An 18,517-nucleotide genomic window follows, 5' to 3' on the forward strand; every position below is an offset into this window, starting at 1 on the left:
GCATTCTTGTGCGATGCACAAATTATGGGCGATTGTTGGCGATGTAAGCAGAAATCGTATGCAATCTTTTCTGCGATTGCGTTCACTTTGGCTCTCGTGCAGGCGGCCCGATTCAGGCTAGAAGTGCTGAGGGACCTTACCGCCATGAACATCGCCGACCAGACCTTTCCTGCCGTCGACAATGCCAACGAGGATCGCGCCCAGGCGATCCGCGACCAGCTGCGCGACGCCATCGTCGACCGCCGGCTGGCGCCCGGAACAAAGCTGTCGGAAGGCGAGGTCGGCACCCTTTTCGATGTCAGCCGTACCGTCGCGCGCGCGGCGCTGCAGATGCTTTCCTTCGAAGGCCTGGTGCGCACCGAGCGCAATCGTGGCGCCTTCGTCGCCAATCCCTCGCCGGAAGAGGCGCGCCAGGTCTTTGCCTCGCGCCGGCTGATCGAGCCCGGCATCGCGATTGCCGCTGCCGGGCGCATCACACCGGCTGACGTTGCCGCCTTCAAGGCACAGCTCGAAGAAGAGGGCCGCTTCATCGCCGAGCGCGGGCCGAGCGCGAGGCGCTCCGAGATCAAGGCTTCCGGCGATTTCCATCTGCTGCTGGCATCGGTGGCCGGCAACGTCATCCTGCAGCGATTCATGGAAGAACTGGTCGCGCGCTCCTCTCTGGTGATCGCGCTCTATGGCCGCTCCGGCATTTCGAGCTGCGGCCACAACGAGCATCTGCAGATCCTGCAGGCGCTGGAGAACGGCAACGCCGAACGCGCCAGCGCGCTGATGCTGCACCACATCGACCATATCGAGGCCGATCTCGACCTGCGCGTCAGGAGCGGTCCGGCACTGCGGCAGGCGCTCGAGTCCTGACAATCATCGCCGGCCGGATGGCGCGAAACCTATGCCCGCCCTTTGCGTGCATCAATGCAACCGGGGCTGTCGGCCTGACTATTGTTGGGAGTGGTTTTTGCGAACGGTTGCAAAGAGTTAACGGGGGAAAACGGCCTTGGCCCGAATGCAACCTGACCTACTTTGGTACGGTGATCGCGCCACTGGACACCAACGATGAAGGCTGGAAATGTGCGCCCTGTTTTCACGGTTCGGAGGGCTGAATCGGAGCAGGAGCAGGATGGCGCTTAAAGCCGAAGATATTGCCGGCCATCCGGCTGTACACCGCGGTGTCCAGGAACAGTCGCGGGCACTTATCCAGATCTTTGAGACGAGCCCGCGGCTGGCTGCGATCTTCGCCACGCAGCAGCGCTGGCTGATGGGCCATGTCGGCCTCGCGCTGCATTTCAGGCGCGACCCGAACGACCACCACACGGCGCTGACCCTGGCGCGCTTCCTCAAGGTCATACGCCAGAATTCGGTGGCCAGCCGCAACACGGCGGAAGCCTTCATCAAGGAGATGCTGCATTACAACATCGCAGAATATCTGCCGACCAGCGGAGATGCGCGCGCTCACCCTATGCAGCCGACAGCGGCCACCATCAAGACATTCACCGGCTGGGTCCTCGCTCATCTGAGGACGCTGGACAGCCTTGACGGCGGCAACCGGCTGGCGACCTTCCTGGAGCGGCCCGAAATGCTGGCCAGATTGCAGCCGCTGATCGCCGACGGCCTGCTGTCCTCGACGCCGGTACGCGAGCCCGAGCAGACCTTCTCCCTGTTCATCTGGCTCAACAATGGCGGCATCGTCATGGACTGGCTGATGTCCGGCATCGATCCGCAGAATGCCGGGTTGGACCGCATCCCGACCAGCATCGTTTCAATCGCGGAGTTTGCCAAATGGCTTAAGCTGTCGCGCACCCATCTCGCGCGCAAGCTGCACGACGCCGAGGAACTCGGCAGCATCGGCTGGACCGGCCAGCGCGGCCATTCCCTGATGTGGGTTTCGAAAGAATTCTACCACGAATACATGGCCGTCCAGGCGGCCAAGCTCGCCGTTGTCGACGCGGCCTTCGAGGCCTGTTTTCCAGCGCCGGATAGCGGCTGAGCAACCGCCTTCTTCACAACCTGCGTGATGCCCTGCCGACCGTCTGGCGGCGGCTGGTTGAAACTGCTATCGGCTATAGTCGTCGAGACGTAAGCGGGTCTGGGGGGATGACGCTGAACGCCGAAGAGATTGCCGACCATCCGGCGCTGCACCGCTGCGTGCGGATGCAGGCGCTTGCGATGAACCAGGCCTACCAGGCAAACCCGCGCCTTTCGTCCGTCTTTGCCACGCAGCAGCGCTGGCTGATGGCCCATATCGGCCTGGCCCTGCATTTCAGGCGCGACCCCGGCGACTACCGGAAGGAAGCGACGGCGGCCCGTATCATCGACGCCATCCGTCAGCATCAGGTGGCCAGCCGCAACACCGCCGACGCCTTCATCAAGGAGATGCTTCACTACAACTTCATCGAGGTCGTGCCGGCCGACGAGGACGCGCGCATTCGCCCCGTGCAGCCGACGCGGTCGAGCCTGGAGGAGGTGCTGGGCTGGATGCTTGCCCATTTGCAGACGCTGGACGGTCTCGACGGCGCGAACCGGCTGTCCCTCTTTCTTGCGCGATCCGACGCGCTGGCCAGGCTGCAGCCGCTGGTGGCCGACGGCTTGCTTTCGTCCCACCCGGTGCGCGAGCCCAAACAGACCTTTTCGCTGTTCACCTGGCTGAACAACGGCGGCGCCGTCATGGACTGGCTGATTTCGGGCATCGATCCCGATCATGCCGGCCAGGACCGCATCCCGACCGTCGTGGTCTCGATCGGCGACTTCGTCGGATGGCTGAAGCTCTCGCGCACCCACCTTGCGCGCAAGCTGCGCGACGCCGAGGAGATGGGCAGCATCGGCTGGCTTGGCCAACGCGGCCAATCGGTGATGTGGGTGTCGCGCGATTTCTACAACGAGTACATGACCGCCCAGGCCGTGAAGCTGGCCATCATCGACGCCGCATTCGCTGAGGCCTTCGGCACGCAGCCGACAGCTGATCGCTGCGGCATCCCCGTACGGGAGATGCCGCAAATCATGGTCATCAACCCATCGAGTTGCGATGGCCTCAGTCGATGTCGAAGGACACGCCCTGGGCCAACGGCAGCGCCTTGGAATAGTTCACCGTGTTGGTGGCGCGCCGCATATAGGCCTTCCAGGCATCCGAGCCGCTCTCGCGGCCGCCGCCGGTTTCCTTCTCGCCGCCGAACGCGCCACCGATCTCGGCGCCCGAGGTGCCGATGTTGACATTGGCGATGCCGCAGTCCGAGCCGTCGACGCCGAGGAAGCGCTCGGATTCCTGCAAGTCGCGGGTGAAGATCGACGACGACAGGCCGGCGCCGACCGCATTGTGCTCGTCGAGCACGGCGTCGAAATCGGTGTATTTCATTACATAGAGGATCGGCGCGAAAGTCTCCTCCGTAACCGGCGCGACCTGCTTCGGCATTTCGACCAGCGCAGGGTGCACGTAGTAGGCGTCCGGATGGCCGTTCTCGACCCGCGAACCGCCGGTCACCTTGCCGCCATGGGCGGTGGCTTCCTGCAGCGCCTTCTGCATGTTGTCGAAGGCGGCCTTGTCGATCAGCGGACCGACCAGCGAAGACGTCTCCAGCGGATTGCCGACCGAGACGCTCTGGTAGGCCTTCTTGAGGCGCGGCAGCAGCGCGTCGTAGACGCTTTCGTGCACGAACAGGCGCCGCAGCGTCGTGCAGCGCTGGCCGGCCGTGCCCATGGCGCCAAAGGCGATGGCGCGCAGCGCCATGTCGAGATCGGCGGTCGGGCAGACGATGCCGGCATTGTTGCCGCCGAGCTCCAGCACCGCGCGCGCGAAGCGCTTGGCCAGCCGCGGACCGACATCCCTGCCCATGCGGGTCGAGCCGGTAGCCGAGACCAGCGGCACCTTCGGATGGTCGACCAGGATCTCGCCGACGGCGCGGTCGCCGATCAGCACCGGCGCCAGTCCTGCCGGCGCGTCACTGCCGAAGCGCTTGACCGCGCGCTTGAAGATCGCCTCGCAGGCAAGCGCTGTCAGCGGCGTCTTTTCCGACGGCTTCCACACCACGGCGTCGCCGCACACCAGCGCAAGGGCAGCATTCCACGACCATACCGCGACCGGAAAATTGAACGCCGAGATGACGCCGACGACGCCCAGCGGATGCCAGGTCTCCATCATGCGGTGGCCGGGGCGTTCGGTGGCGATGGTCAGGCCGTACAACTGCCTGGAGAGGCCGACGGCGAAATCGCAGATGTCGATCATCTCCTGCACCTCACCAAGGCCTTCGGACGGGATCTTGCCGACCTCGATCGACACCAGCCGGCCGAGCTCGGCCTTGTGTGCGCGCAGTTCCTCGCCAAGCAGGCGCACCAGCTCGCCGCGCTTCGGTCCCGGCACCAGCCGCCAGGCCTGGAACGCCTTGTGGGCGGCGTCGATGGTCCTGGCCGCATCCGCCGGCGAGATCGTCGTCAGCGCCGCGATCTGCTCTCCCGTCACCGGGCTGCGCACGATCAGGTCGCCGCCGGAGAGTGCGTCCTTGGCGACGCCGAGTTTCTCCAGAAGTGCGGCCGTTTCCTTCGCTATCGTCATTTTTGTCCCTTTCAGATCCCGTCGCAAGGCAACAGGACAAAGCCATACGCCACCCTATCCGTGCCGTCGGGCACGTCGGAGCGCGTTCATGGCGTGGCATTACTCGTTTCGGGGAAAAACCGCCACCCCGGCATGGTCTAAGCCCGGCGCCCAAGGTTGGGCCAGACTTTCGAGACGAGAGCTCAGCGCGCCTTTTGCGCGGCCCGCTCGGCGCCTTCCTTCATCAGCCGGTCGATATGCATGCGGATATGGGCCGCCTCGGCGGCGGTGTTGGCAAGCGCGATCGCCCGGTCGAAGGCAACGCGCGCCTCATCGCCGCGGTCGAGCTGCATCAGCAGCCCGCCCTTGAGGCCAAAGAAGTGGAAATAGCCGGACAGCCTGTCAGCAAGCGGCTCGATCATGGCGAGCGCCGCCTCGGGCCCGCGCACCTTGGCCACCGCGACGGCGCGATTGAGCGTCACCACCGGCGACGGCTGCATGCGCTCGAGCAGGCTGTAGAGCAGGTCGATCTCGGTCCAGTCGGTATCCTCGGGCTTCACCGCCCGTGCATGCAGCGCGGCGATCGCCGCTTGCACCTGGTAGGGGCCGGGCTGCTGGTGGCGCAGCGCCTTGTCGACAAGCGCCAGGCCCTCGTCGATCATCTTGCGGCTCCAGAGCGACCGATCCTGGTCCTCGAGCAGCACGATCTCGCCACTGGCGTCGAAGCGTGCCGGCGCTCGCGCATGCTGCAGCAGCAGCAGCGCCGTCAGCCCCATGATCTCCGGCTCGGTCTGGAACAGCCTGAGCAGGAGCCGCGCCAGCCGGATCGCCTCCTCGCAGAGCGGCGCGCGCGCCGGCGCCTCGCCGCTGTTGGTCGAATAGCCCTCGTTGAAGATCAGGTAGACCATCGCGGCCACCGCTGCGAGCCGCTCCGAGCGCTCGACGGCGCCCGGCGTCTCGAACGGCACGCCGGCATCCGCGATGCGCGCCTTGGCGCGGGTGATGCGCTGCTCCATGGCGCTTTCGCCGACCAGGAAGGCGCGCGCGATCTGTTTGACGGTAAGGCCGGATACGATGCGCAAGGCCACCGCGATCTGCTGCGTCGCCGGCAGGTCCGGGTGGCAGCAGATGAACAGGAGCCGCAGGATATCGTCGCGGTAGTGGGCGCCGTCGAGACGCTCGGCGATATCGCTCTCGGCATCCTCCAGGTCGGAGATCTGGTCCTCTTCCGGCAGCGGCGCCTGCTTGGACCGCTTGCGCACTGCATCGATGCCGCTGTTGCGGCCGACGAAGATCAGCCAGGCGGCGGGATCGCGCGGCGGGCCGTTTTTCGGCCAGTTCTTCAGCGCCCTGAGGCATGCGTCCTGGAAAGCCTCCTCCGCGGCGTCGAGGTCGCGGAAGTAGCGCAGCAGCGCGCCCATCGCCTGCGGACGGGCGGTGCTGATCGCGGTGCTTATCCAGGCAAGCTCGGTCATGCGGGCACTCTGGCGGGATTGAAGATGGAAACCGGGCGTATCTCGTAGGAGCCGCCGCTCGGATTGACCTCGGAAAGCTCGCGCGCGAAGTCGACGGCCTCGTCGAGATCGGCGCATTCGAGCGTGTAGAAGCCGAGGAACTGTTCCTTGGTCTCGGCGAACGGGCCGTCGATGACGACCGGCTCGCCCTTGACCCTGCGCAGCGTCGTCGCCGCGGTTGTCGGCAGCAGGCGCGCGACCGGCCCAAGCCGCCCGGCCTGGGCGTATTTTTCCTGCACGTTGAGGAGCTTGGCCATCACCTCGTCGTCCTGTTCCTTGCTCCAAGAGCAGACGACGTCTTCGGAGGCATAGCAGAGGATGGCATAGAGCATGGCAAGTCCTTTCCGTATCAAAGGACGCGACAGTAGGGCCCTTCCCGACACAACGTCGATAAAAAAATTGCCGAGCGATCACACGGGCTTGGCTGCCCTCCCCGCGCCATCGGTCAGGCGCAGCGCGCCTCAAGCCATCTCAGCACAAGCGTCTCCTCTTCGTCGAGGCCGGGTATCCGGCGTTTTCGCTTGCTGGCCTCAGCCATCTCGCTAAGCAGCCGCCCCTCCGACCAGGCTTCGAAGACCAGCGGGTGGATATAGCATTTGCGGCAGACCGCGCGCGTGTTGCCGAGGCGCTCGGCGACCCTGTCGATGATGCCGTTCATGACCCGCTTCATCTGCGCCTGGCTTTCCGGACGCCCGGTTTGCGCAAACAGCGATGCGGCGTGGATGGTGCCGCCCCAGGTGCGGAAATGCTTCGAGCTGAAATCCGCGCCGGCCGCGTCGCGGATGTAGCCGTTGACGTCGCCGGAGCCGACAGGATGCCGGTTGCCGTCCTCGCCAAGATACTGAAGCAGCTTCTGGCCCGGAAGCTCCTGCGCGCCGCGCACGATCCTGGCGATCCGGCGGTCGACCAGTTTCAGCTTCCATTCCTTGCCTGACTTGCCCTTGAAGGCAAACCGCAGGCTCGATCCCTCGATGTCGACATGGCGGTCGCGCAACGTCGTCAGCCCGAAACTCTTGTTGTCGCGGGCGTAGGCGGCATTGCCGACGCGGATCATCGTGTTGTCGAGCAGCCAGACGGTGGCCGCCACGACACGCTCCGCCGGCAGGCCGTGGCGGCGCAGATCGGCATCGATGCGGCGGCGCAGTTCGGGCAGGCTTCTGGCAAAGGCGATCAGGCTCGAATATTTGGCGCCGTCGCGCTCGGCCGCCCACAGCGGATGGTAGCGGTATTGCTTGCGTCCGCGCTGGTCCCGACCGGTCGCCTGGATATGGCCGCAGGCATCGGGCGAAATCCACACGTCGGTCCACGCCGGTGGAATTGCGAGCGCCCGGATGCGCGCAAGCGTCGCCGTGGAGACCGGGCGGCCATGGCGCCCGAGATAGACGAAGCCCTTGCCCTTTCGCAGCCGACGAATGCCGGGATCGGCATCGCTGACATAGGTGAGCGATGCACGCTCGGCCGATTTCTGCGCGCCGTTCTTTTGAGTTTCGTCCTCGCCTGCCGGGCGTTCAGGGGCGGATTGCGGTCGTTGCAGCATGACGGATCCACGGAACTGGTCCGTAGATAAGCCGGCAACCGGCCGCTGGTTCCGCGATGCCATTGGGGTTCACGCCGGCCGGACATCCGACACATCCGCCATCCACAGCCCGCCGTCGTCGCTATGGACCGGAAAGTAGCCTCGCCCGGGCGGTATGGTTTCGAAAACCGCTCCGGAGTCATCCGCCAGATAGTCATAGCCGATGTCCTGCAGCCTGCGATCCGGATCGAGATGATTGTAGAGGTCGCGCCGTGCCGCGCGCCGCTTCGGCTCGATCATCTTCAGATGATAAAGGTTGAGACCGCTGTCCCTGAGTTTGAGGCGGAGGTCTTCGGGGAACCAGGCGCCATGCAAATCCGTCGACCGATAGCGATCCGGATGGTAGGCGCTGAACAGCCTGTGCTGCATCTTCTGCCCCCAGGGCCCGTCGACGCGGTAGCTGTCCGGCGTGTACATTTCCAGCGTCCGGAATCCCCAGGCGATGCGCCGCGACCGGCTGGTCAGTTGGCCAATTTGATCGGCGACCGCGTTTTCCAACCTCTCGTCGGGGTCCATTGCCAGGATCCAATCGGCGCCGGCCTCGAGGGCCGCAGCCAGCAGGGCACGCCGCCTCGTCGGCTCGCTGCTGAACATGTCGTCCGAACCACGATCGTCATATGCAATCCAGCCGTCAACGATCGGGTCGATGTTCGCGATCAGGCCCGGCACCAGATGCGCATCGTAACGATAGCTGAACACCGCGACGACCTTCCGTCGCGACCCGAACCATCGACCGCGCCGTCGGCGTGGCGGCCTTATCTCGACCGTGATCATTGGCGCCGGCCCTTCTCGCCATATCTGGCGCCGATGGCAGACCCCAGCGATTTGGCGAACAGCGCCAGCCACACGATTGGCAGCGAAAGCATCGCAAAAGTCCTGTCCCTTCCGGACAGCCCTTCCTTGGCCAGCTTGCTCACGTTGCGGCGGTCCCGGAAAATCCTTCGAAATGGCCTCAGGGGCTTCTCGCCTTCGACGGTCCTCAAATAGCCGCCAAGGCGGCGGCCGCGGCGGTACTGGTCGGCAAGCAGGCGGAACAGGCTTGTCTCGTTGCGATGGATGGTGAGGACCTGCGGATCCCAGACCGGCTGCATCGCCTCGGGCAGCCTGGCCATGAAATCGGTGTCTTCCCCCAACGCCATGCGCTCGTCGAACAGCCCGTACAGATCGAACAGCTTTCGGTCGAAGGAGACGCCGTAGCGCAGTGCCTTCTCGGCGGGGAGGCCGGGCAAACGCCGCATGTACGTCACGAGGTGCGCCGCGCACGCCACCAGATTGCGCGGATGGCTGTTGAGGATGGCGCTTGCCACGGTCGCGGCCCCTTGCCGGTGATGGTGCAGGCGCACTTCAGCCCAGCGCGGGCAGGCCAGACAATCACCGGCGAGGAAGGCGACGAACGGGGCCTGCGTCGCCGCGATGCCTAGATTTCGCGCGCCGCCGGCAAACAGTCGCTGCTCGACCTCGACGACCCTCACGTTGAGACCGGCATTGTCGACAAGTGCCTGGGCATTGCCACCGCCCGAATTCACGATGACGATCTCGAGCGGGATGTTCTGATCGAGCACCGACCGCACCGCGGCGACCAGTTCGGCGGGCGCCCGCAAACCAATCACCACGACTGCGAGTTCCGGTCTCCCGGCCATCAAGCGCTTTGCAACTGGATGCGCGGCACGGAAAAGCGGCGCCGCGCCGCAAGCTTGAACTGGTAGCGCATGCAACGCCAGGTGTCCGACGGCACCTTCGGCGCCGCCCTGGCCACGGCCAGGAACCGGGCCGCCGTATCCAGATCACCGCGCGCATAGTGGACACGCGCAATCTTCAGGGCGACGAGGCCTTCCCTGACCTTCAGCGCCGACTTCGCGATCCCGCAATCGGCGAGCCCGTGCAACGCCTGCCGCCATTCGAGGAAGCGCTTCGCCGGCTTGACGGTGAAGCGATCGTCGGAGCGTTCCGCCGAAACGAAATAGGTCATGACGGGTTGCGTGATGACGGCAAGCCGGGCGGTGCTGAGCACCTTGGCCCAGAACAACGTGTCCTCGTCATAGGCGAGCCCGGTCGGGAATCGCGTCTCATCGATCGCGCGCCGGGACACCAGCGCGCTTCCGACGGCAATCGAGCGTACATGCCCCTGGATATAGGCCGAGGCATTGGCGGTGCTGGCGGCCGTATAACCTACAGGCAACTTGATCTGCCGGTCGACGCCGTCGGTTCGTCTGCGAAAGGCGCCGACCACCATATCGGCCCTCGTCTGCATATCGGTCCGGGAAAGCAATGACCGCAGCCCGCCGTCCAGATGCAGATCGTCGGCATCGATCATGTAGATCCAGGGGTAGTTCGCCTGCGCCAAAGCGAGATTGCGGGCTCCGCCCGCGTCCCTGCAATTGGACTGGATCACGCGCAACGGCAACGCGCACCGCGAAGCGGCATGCTCGGCAACGCTTGCTGTGTCGTCCGACGAAGAATCATCGACCAGCAGCACTTCACCGATGACGTCAGCCTCTGGACGCAGCGATGCCAGCGTCCTCGCTATGGTCGCCGCCGCATTGTGTGCCGGAATGATGACGCTGACCGCTCTCAAATGGAAACTCCGCCGGTGCATGTTGCGCATCCGGCCCTACCGCCCCGAAGCGCAAGATAACGGCAGCGTCCGGATTTGAGAAGCAGTCTTTACGCCCCGGGAACCCCGGAAAGGCTTGCATCTCAAACCTTCTCGAGCATGACCGGGATGACGTCGACCGCTTGCTCGGCCGCCTGGCCGCCCGTTGTTTTCAGGACGCCGACGATCGGCGCCACGTCGGAATAGTCGCGCCCGTAGCCGACGGTGATGTGGTCATTGCTCGCCCGCATGCCGTTCGTCGGGTCGAATTCCTGCCAGCCGGCGTCGCGCCCGCACCACGCCTTGACCCAGGCATGCATGGCATCGGCGCCCTCGAGCCGGGGCTTGCCCTTCGGCGGTATGGTGCGCAGGAAGCCGCTGACATAGCCGGCGGGAATGCCGAGGCCGCGCAGGCCGGCGATCATGATGTGCGAGAAATCCTGGCAGACGCCGCGTTTCAGGCCGAAAGCGTCGCTGGCGCGGGTCTGCACGGTGGTTGCCTTGCCGTCATAGGTGAAGTCGCGCTGGATGCGGTTGCACAGATCCATGACCGTGGCGACCGTCGACCCTGCGACGCTGTCTTTCGCATAGGCGGTGATCGCGGCATCGATGCCGGCATGATCGCTGGCGGCGAGGAAGTGATGCGGCGAATCCGGCGCCAGCGACCGCACGCTGCCGAGTTCCTCCCGCAGCCGCTGCAGGTTGGGCGAAACGTCGAGCCCGGGCTCGGGGCGCGAAACCGACACGCGCGCGCTCATCCTGATGTCGAGCGCGTCATGGGCGTCGCGAAAGGCTAACGAAGTGACGTTGTTGCCGAAGAAGTCGGTGAAATCAGAGCGCTCGCCCGGCGCTGGCGTGAAGGACAGCGAGGCGGCGACCACCCGCTGCACGCCCGCGATCGTCGGCGGCAGCACGCGCACCTGATGCCGGCCGCCACCGGCCGCGGCGTCATAGTCGTAGCTCAGATGAAGCCTGATGTCGTAGAGCATGCCCTATCCGAAATAGGCCTTGGCGAGGCTGTTGTAGAGGCCGCCGATCTCGTTGGCGAGATCGTCGATGACTTGCGCCGTCATGTCCGACGGCTCCATGACGGCGATCGCCGTGTTGAGCTGCAGGATTTCCTTAGCCGCCGGCGACATATGTCCTTCGGCGCCAACGGAAGGCAGCATGCCGATCTCCGCCTTCAATCGTTCGAGCTGGAACAGGATCGAGCGCGGGTTGAGCGGGTCGAGCGCCAGCAGATCGATCACCGTGCGCCGCCCGGCCTGCACCGGATATTGCCGGCGATGGGTCATGACGCTGTCGCCGATCTCCAGCATCATGTCGAGCGCGCCGTCCGGCGCGCCTTTCCTGGTCAGCCGGGCGAGCATGCGGGCGATCTGGATGCCGCGCTCGAGCCGCCGGCCGATTTCGAGGAAGCGCCAGCCGGTGAAGCGGTACATGTTCTCATGCAGCAGGCCGGAGAACCCGGCAAGCTTGCGCAGGATCACCGTCATCGCCCGCGTCGCGTCGTCGCCCGGCGCGACGGTTTTGGCGAATTGATGGATGGTCTTCGACAGATCCTTCAGCGCCAGCCAGCCGTCGGGCGAGAAACGGTCGCGGATCTGCCCGGCGCTATAGACGGCGCTGTCCAGCGTGCTGATCAGCCCGAGCGGGATCGCCGTTTCGACGTCGATGCCGAACGGTTCGAGATAGTCCCTGATGTCGGCGAGCAGCGGCGTTTCGGGGTCGGAGGTCTCCGCCAGCCGCACATGATAGGCGCGCAGCACCCGCGCCGTGTCTTCCGAGCGCTCGATGTAGCGGCCGAGCCAAGTCAGGTTCTCCGCGGCGCGGCTGGGCAGGCTGCCAGGCATCGAGCGGGTGAAGCTGTCGTGCTCCTGCGGCAGCAGCGTCTCGCGCTCCACCGGCCGGTCGCTGACCACCCACACATCCGCCGCTTGGCCGCCGCGCTGCATGGCGATGGCCGTCGCGTCTTGCGAGAAGCCGACCCGTGCAAAACCGCCGGGCATCACCGTCCAGCCATCCGGCGTGCGCGCCAGATAGACGCGCAGGCTTGCCGGCCGCGGCTCCAGCCAGCCACCGATATAGACGGGCGTGGTCGAAAGCGTCACCGCTTCCTGGCCGACGAAGTCGCCGCCGCCGTCCTTGATCCGCGCCACCAGTTCGGCCCGTTCGGCATCGGACAGCGTCGAGCCGAGCCTGGTCGCATCGTCGTCCTCGAAGGCAAGCCGTGTCGACAGCGCCGGACCGACAACCATGCGGTCGAGGTTGGCAAGCACGTGCTCGCGCTCGCTGTCCTGCCCGCACCACCAGGTGGCGACGCTCGGCAACAGCAATTCCTCGCCCCGCAATTCCCGCGAGATCCTCGGCAAGAAGGAAAGCAGCGCCCGCGTTTCCATCAGCCCCGAGCCGAGCGCATTGACGGCCGAGACCGTGCCCCGGCGGATAGCCTCGACCAGGCCGGGCGTGCCGATCTGCGAATCCGGCCTCAGCTCCAGCGGATCGGCGAAGGCGGCATCCAGCCGCCGCCACAGCACGCCGACAGGCTTCAGCCCCGAAACGGTGCGCACCATCAGCTTGCCGCCCGAGACGGTCAGGTCCTCGCCTTCGAGCAGCATGATGCCGAGATAGCGCGCGATATAGGCGTGCTCGTAATAGGTCTCGTTGAGCGGCCCCGGCGTCAGGATGGCGACGCGGCCGCCAGTGTCGTTGGCCATGCCGATCAGCGCGTCGCGGAAGCGGCGGAAGAAGCCGGCCAGCCGATGCACATGCATTTCGCCATAGATGTCGGACAGCGCGCGCGTGGTGGCGACGCGGTTCTCCAGGGCGAAGCCTGCGCCTGACGGCGCCTGCGTGCGGTCGCCCAGCACCCACCAGCGGCCGTCGGGCCCGCGGCCGAGCTCGAAGGCGAGCATGTGGAGGAAATGGCCGCTGGCCGGTTTCGTGCCGACGACGGGCCGCAAATATTCTGGGCTGGCGGCGATCAGGCCGGCCGGCAGGATGCCCTTCTCGATCAGCCGGTTCGGTCCGTAAATGTCGGCCAGCGTCTCCTCGAACAGGTCGGCTCGCTGCACGAGGCCGGCGCTGATCGCCGCCCATTCCTGTTCCTCGATCAGCAGCGGGACATGCGCCAGCGGCCATTCGCGCTCATTGGCGCCGGCCTTGTCGTAGACCCGGTAGTAGACGCCGGCGTCGCGCAGATACTGGTCGGCGCGGGCAAAGCGCCGGGCCAGCTTTTCAGGACCGAGATCCTCCAGCGCCTCGAGGAAGGCGCGCCAGGCCGGGCGCGGATTGCCCGAGGCGTCGACCATCTCGTCGACGACACCGTCGATCGGCTGGTAGTGCTCCAGCAGACTGTGCGTCAGCGGCTTGCCGCCTATCTTCTTCTGATTCCCCTTCGCCATCGCCGATCAGAGTCTCGGGGGCCGCCTGAGGTCAAGGGTCATCGGGAAATCTTCAGAGGCTTCTTCATTGTGCAGCACATAGCCGGACGGTGTATGGCCGCGCGGCTCGAAGCGGGCAAGCCGCCGCGCCTCCGCCTCGTTGCCATTGACCGGAAAGGTGTCGTAGTTGCGCCCGCCGGGATGGGCGACATGGTAGACGCAGCCGCCCACCGCCCGGCCCGACCAGCGGTCGTAGATGTCGAAGACCAGAGGTGTGTTGACCGGCAGCGCCGGATGCAGGCCGGAAGCCGGCTGCCAGGCCTTGAAGCGCACGCCCGCGACCGCGACCTCGCGGTTGTCCGTCACCTTCATCGGCACGACGCGACCGTTGCAGACGATGGCGTGACGCTCCGGATTGAGGCCCTCGGTCTTCACCTGCAGCCGCTCGACGGAGGAATCGACGAAGCGCACGGTGCCGCCGATCGCGCCCTGCTCGCCCATCACATGCCACGGCTCCAGCGCCTGCCTGAGTTCCAGCTTGACCCCCGCATGCTCGACCTCGCCGCAATAAGGGAAACGGAATTCGAGCTGCGCGGCGAACCATTCGGGACGGAATTCGAAGCCGTTGAGCTTGAGGTCCTCCAGCACGTCGAGGAAATCCGCCCAGACATGGTGCGGCAGCATGAAGCGGTCATGCAGCGAGGTGCCCCAGCGCACGAAGCGGCCGTCGAGCGGGTTCTTCCATGCACGGGCGATGATGGCGCGCACGAGCAATTGCTGCGCCAGGCTCATGCGCGCATTGGGCGGCATCTCGAAGCCGCGGAACTCGACCAGGCCGAGCCGGCCGGTGGGGCCGTCGGGCGAGAACAATTTGTCGATGCAGATTTCCGAACGGTGGGTGTTGCCGGTCACGTCGGTGAGCAGGTTGCGGAACAGCCGGTCGACAAGCCACGGCAAGGGCGCCTCGCCCTTGTCCGGATGCGGCACCTGCGCCATCGCGATCTCGAGCTCATAGAGCGAATCGTGGCGTGCCTCGTCGAAGCGCGGCGCCTGGCTGGTCGGTCCGATGAACAGGCCGGAGAACAGATAGGACAGCGACGGGTGCCGCTGCCATTGCAGGACCAGGCTTTTCAAAAGATCCGGCCGGCGCAGGAACGGACTGTCGTTGGGCGTGGCGCCGCCGACCACGACATGGTTGCCGCCGCCGGTGCCTGTGTGGCGGCCGTCGATCATGAACTTGTCGGTGCCGAGCCGCGACTGCCGCGCCTCCTCGTAGATCGCCGTCGTCGTCGCGACGCATTCCTGCCAGTTGGCGGCGGGATGGATATTGACCTCGATGACGCCGGGATCGGGCGCGACGCGGATGACGTTAAGGCGCGGATCGTGCGGCGGGCCGTAGCCCTCGATATGCACCGGCAGGCCGATGGTCTTTGCCGCATTTTCGGCCGCCGCCACCAGTTCGAGATAGTCTTCCAGCGCCTCGACCGGCGGCATGAACACGCAAAGCCTGCCGTCGCGCGGCTCGACGGTGAGCGCGGTGCGCACCGCACCGCCGATCTCGGTGATCTCCTGCTCGACACGGTCCTGCTGGCCGGCTACCGCGGTGAAGGACACCGCCTGCTGGCGGCGCGCCATTTCGTCGGCGCCTTCAAGCTCCGCCGGAGCGGCTCCCGGCAGGATGGCCTCGCGCGCCGGCAGCGGGCCGCGCGGCAGCGACGGATCGACCGGGACAATGTAGGGGAATTGCGCCGGCGGCACATAGGGCAGAGTGCCGAGCGGCAACCGATAGCCGACCGGTGAATCGCCGGGAACCAGGAACAGCCGGCCGCGCCTGGTCTTCCATTTCTCCGAGCGCCAGCGCTGGCCGGCAGCCTGGCTGTTCCAGCGCTGGACCGGCAGCACATAACCCGACGGCTTGGTCAGCCCGCGCTCGAACACGCGCGCCATGCGGCTGCGCTCTTCCGGATCCTCGAGCTTGGAATTGGAGGGATCGACATTGTCCGGCAGCTTGCCTTCCTTGAGCAGCCACTCGGCCGGGTCCTCATAGGCCTCGCTGACCATCGCCTCGTCGATGCCGAGCTCGCCGGCGATCGCCGTCAGCAGGCTTTCCGCCTGTTCGGGACCCACCGCGACGCTGCTCTTTTCGCGCGCGATCAGCGACGGGTCGCTCCACACCGGCTGGCCATCGGTGCGCCAATACAGCGAGAAGGTCCAGCGCGGCAGGCTCTCGCCCGGATACCATTTGCCTTGGCCATAATGGAGAAAACCGCCCGGAGCGAAACGCTCGCGCAGGCGGCGGATCAACTCGTCCGCCTTGCCGCGTTTGGTCGGACCTACGGCGGCGGTGTTCCACTCGGCGGATTCGAAATCGTCGATCGACACGAAGGTCGGCTCGCCGCCCATGGTGAGCCGCACGTCGCCTTCCTTCAGCGCCGCGTCCACCTTGTTTCCCAGCGCGTCGAGCGCCTGCCAGCTTTCGTCGGAGAACGGCTTGGTGATGCGCGGATGCTCGGCGATGCGGTCGACCCGCATGTCGAAGCCGAAATCGACATTGGCGAAGCTCGCCATGCCGGAAATCGGCGCGGCATTGCGGAAATGCGGGGTGGCGGCGAGCGGCACGTGGCTTTCGCCGGTGAGCAGGCCCGAGGTCGGATCGAAACCGATCCAGCCGGCGCCGGGAATATAGACCTCGCACCAGGCGTGCAGGTCGGTGAAGTCGACCGCGGTGCCGGGTGGCCCGTCGAGCGAGACCAGATCGGGCTTGAGCTGGATCAGGTAGCCGGAGACGAAGCGCGCGGCGATGCCGAGATTGCGCAGGATCTGCACCAGCAGCCAGCTCGAATCCCGGCACGACCCCTTGGCGGCGGCGAGCGTCTCCTCCGGCGAGAAGACGCCCGTCTCCATGCGCACGATATAGGCGATCTCGCGCTGCAGCCGCGCATTGATGTCGACGAGGAAATTGACGGTGTTCCTGGAGCCGCGGTCGATGGTCTCCAGGAAAGCCGAGAGCAGCGGTCCGGCCGGCTCCGGCGTCCGGTAGATGGCGAGGTCTTCCCTGATCTCTTCCGGATACTCGAACGGGAAAGTCTCGGCCGATTCCTCGACGAAGAAATCGAATGGATTGTAGACCGTCATGTCGGCGACGAGATCGACCTCGATCTTGAGTTCGGTCACCGGCTCCGGGAAGACGAAGCGCGCAAGGAAGTTGCCGTAGGGGTCCTGCTGCAGGTTGACGAAATGGTTCTTCGGCTCGACCTTCAGCGAGTGGCTGAGCACCTTGGTGCGCGAATGCGGCGCCGGCTGCAGCCGGATGACCTGGGGCCCGAGAACCACCGGACGGTCGTATCTGTAGTGGGTCAGGTGGTGGACGGCTGCCAGAATTGCCATGGGGCCCCTGAGTTCGGCGTTTCAATTCGCCGAACCCTGACACAAATGCAGGCCATTCTCCAAGCAGAGATGTTGCGCTGCACCTAATTTAAGCAGCGTTGCCGGCTAAGGTGTGTCGAGATTCAGGTTAGGCCGAGCCGAAAATGGCGACTTCCGAGAACCGGAGCGGAGCGTACTTGAAGTACGCGAGCACCGGAAGCGCAGGAAATCGGCGTTTGCAGGCCGGCATCACCTGAATATCGACACACCTTAGAAAAACGCCTGGATGCTTGTCTGCGCCCGTCCGAGGATCAGCGCATGCACGTCATGCGTGCCCTCATAGGTATTGACCGTCTCCAGGTTCTGCGCATGGCGCATGACGTGGTAGCCGATCTGGATGCCGTTGCCGCCATGCATGTCGCGGGCCTGGCGGGCGATGTCGAGGGCCTTGCCGCAATTGTTGCGCTTGACGATCGAGATCATCTCCGGCGCCATCTTGCCCTCGTCCATCAGCCGCCCGACGCGCAATGAGCCCTGCAGGCCGAGCGCGATCTCGGTCTGCATGTCGGCGAGCTTCTTCTGGAAGAGCTGCGTGCCGGCGAGCGGCTTGCCGAACTGCTTGCGGTCGAGGCCGTACTGCCGCGCCCGGTGCCAGCAATCCTCGGCCGCGCCCATCGCGCCCCAGGAGATGCCGTAGCGCGCCCGGTTGAGACAGCCGAACGGCCCCTTCAGGCCAGAAACATTGGGCAGCAGCGCCTCCTCGCCGACCTCGACGCCTTCCATCACCACCTCGCCGGTGATCGACGCGCGCAGCGACAGCTTGCCGCCGATCTTCGGCGCCGACAGGCCCTTCATGCCCTTTTCCAGCACGAAGCCGCGGATCTGGTTGTCGTGCGCCGCCGATTTCGCCCAGACGACGAAGACATCGGCGATCGGGGCGTTGGAGATCCACATCTTGGAGCCGGAAAGCCTGTAGCCGTTCGCCGTTTTCTCGGCGCGCGTCTTCATGCCGCCGGGGTCGGAGCCGGCATCCGGTTCGGTGAGGCCGAAGCAGCCGATCCATTCGCCGGAGGCCAGTTTCGGCAGGTACTTCTTGCGCTGTTCTTCCGAGCCATAGGCGTGGATCGGATACATCACCAGTGACGACTGCACGCTCATCATCGAGCGGTAGCCGGAATCGATGCGCTCCACCTCGCGCGCCACCAAGCCGTAGGTCACGTAATTGGCGCCGAGACCGCCATACTCCTCGGGAATGGTGATGCCGAGCAGGCCCGCCTCGCCCATCTCACGGAAGATCGAGGGATCGGTCTGCTCGTCGAGATAGGCCTCCTCGATGCGCGGCGCGAGCTTGTCGGCCGCGAAGGCCGCCGCGCCGTCGCGCACCATGCGCTCATCCTCGGAAAGCTGGCCCTCGATCAGGAAGGGATCGTTCCAGACGAAGGAATTCTTCTCGGCGGCCATGGCCTCACTCTCCCGGCAAAATCTTGAATTGCCCGGCTTATCGACCTCCGCACGGAAAAAATCAAACAAAATTGCATCACAGATCAATGAGCGTTAGTAATGGAT

Annotated in this window: 13 protein-coding genes and 1 pseudogene; 3 read left to right on the forward strand and 11 right to left on the reverse strand. The window is 65.6% G+C overall.

What is annotated here, in order from left to right; genetic code table 11:
• The first annotated feature begins 144 nt into the window (after positions 1-144).
• The 3 genes and pseudogenes from EN857_RS07205 to EN857_RS07215 all read left to right on the forward strand — a co-directional run.
• The gene (locus EN857_RS07205) at positions 145-858 is read left to right on the forward strand and encodes a GntR family transcriptional regulator (RefSeq protein WP_127284722.1); all 714 of its coding nucleotides are present in this window, start codon (positions 145-147) and stop codon (positions 856-858) included.
• Between the two features lie 259 nt (positions 859-1,117).
• A complete protein-coding gene (locus EN857_RS07210) occupies positions 1,118-1,984 on the forward strand; it encodes a hypothetical protein (protein WP_187331327.1) in 867 nt (288 codons plus the stop codon).
• A gap of 107 nt (positions 1,985-2,091) precedes the next feature.
• Positions 2,092-2,928: pseudogene (locus tag EN857_RS07215) on the forward strand (hypothetical protein); the annotation flags it as partial.
• A 97-nt stretch (positions 2,929-3,025) separates the two neighbouring features.
• On the opposite strand, the gene EN857_RS07220 reads toward EN857_RS07215, so the two are convergent.
• From EN857_RS07220 to EN857_RS07270, 11 genes are all read right to left on the reverse strand, one after another.
• Positions 3,026-4,540, reverse strand: coding sequence for an aldehyde dehydrogenase family protein (locus EN857_RS07220; protein WP_127392994.1), 1,515 nt, complete (start codon positions 4,538-4,540; stop codon positions 3,026-3,028).
• A 182-nt stretch (positions 4,541-4,722) separates the two neighbouring features.
• Entirely contained in the window at positions 4,723-5,994 is a 1,272-nt protein-coding gene (locus EN857_RS07225; protein WP_127284726.1) for an RNA polymerase sigma factor, read from the reverse strand.
• On the reverse strand, positions 5,991-6,365 hold the full coding sequence (locus EN857_RS07230; protein ID WP_127284727.1) for a YciI family protein: 375 nt from the start codon (positions 6,363-6,365) through the stop codon (positions 5,991-5,993). The genes EN857_RS07225 and EN857_RS07230 overlap by 4 nt, the downstream gene beginning before the upstream one ends.
• A gap of 113 nt (positions 6,366-6,478) precedes the next feature.
• Positions 6,479-7,570 (reverse strand): DNA topoisomerase IB, encoded by a 1,092-nt coding sequence (locus EN857_RS07235; protein ID WP_128345990.1) that lies wholly within the window; start codon positions 7,568-7,570, stop codon positions 6,479-6,481.
• Between the two features lie 69 nt (positions 7,571-7,639).
• Positions 7,640-8,308 (reverse strand): hypothetical protein, encoded by a 669-nt coding sequence (locus EN857_RS07240; RefSeq protein WP_135858253.1) that lies wholly within the window; start codon positions 8,306-8,308, stop codon positions 7,640-7,642.
• Between the two features lie 71 nt (positions 8,309-8,379).
• Positions 8,380-9,249 carry a glycosyltransferase family A protein gene (locus EN857_RS07245; protein ID WP_127286415.1) on the reverse strand — a complete coding sequence of 290 codons (870 nt, stop codon included), beginning with the start codon at positions 9,247-9,249 and terminating at the stop codon, positions 8,380-8,382.
• Positions 9,249-10,184, reverse strand: a complete 936-nt coding sequence (locus EN857_RS07250) for a glycosyltransferase family 2 protein (RefSeq protein WP_127286414.1) — start codon at positions 10,182-10,184, stop codon at positions 9,249-9,251. Before EN857_RS07250 ends, EN857_RS07245 begins: the two co-directional genes overlap by 1 nt.
• A 122-nt stretch (positions 10,185-10,306) precedes the next feature.
• The gene (locus tag EN857_RS07255) at positions 10,307-11,191 is read right to left on the reverse strand and encodes a transglutaminase family protein (protein WP_127391481.1); all 885 of its coding nucleotides are present in this window, start codon (positions 11,189-11,191) and stop codon (positions 10,307-10,309) included.
• 3 nt (positions 11,192-11,194) lie between these two features.
• Positions 11,195-13,606, reverse strand: a complete 2,412-nt coding sequence (locus EN857_RS07260) for a circularly permuted type 2 ATP-grasp protein (protein WP_127391480.1) — start codon at positions 13,604-13,606, stop codon at positions 11,195-11,197.
• Between the two features lie 6 nt (positions 13,607-13,612).
• Entirely contained in the window at positions 13,613-16,972 is a 3,360-nt protein-coding gene (locus EN857_RS07265; RefSeq protein ID WP_127391479.1) for a transglutaminase family protein, read from the reverse strand.
• 249 nt (positions 16,973-17,221) lie between these two features.
• On the reverse strand, positions 17,222-18,412 hold the full coding sequence (locus EN857_RS07270) for an acyl-CoA dehydrogenase (protein WP_127391478.1): 1,191 nt from the start codon (positions 18,410-18,412) through the stop codon (positions 17,222-17,224).
• Positions 18,413-18,517 lie beyond the last annotated feature (105 nt).

It is taken from the genome of Mesorhizobium sp. M4B.F.Ca.ET.214.01.1.1, assembly GCF_004791545.1.
GTDB classification, from domain to species: Bacteria; Pseudomonadota; Alphaproteobacteria; order Rhizobiales; family Rhizobiaceae; genus Mesorhizobium; species Mesorhizobium abyssinicae.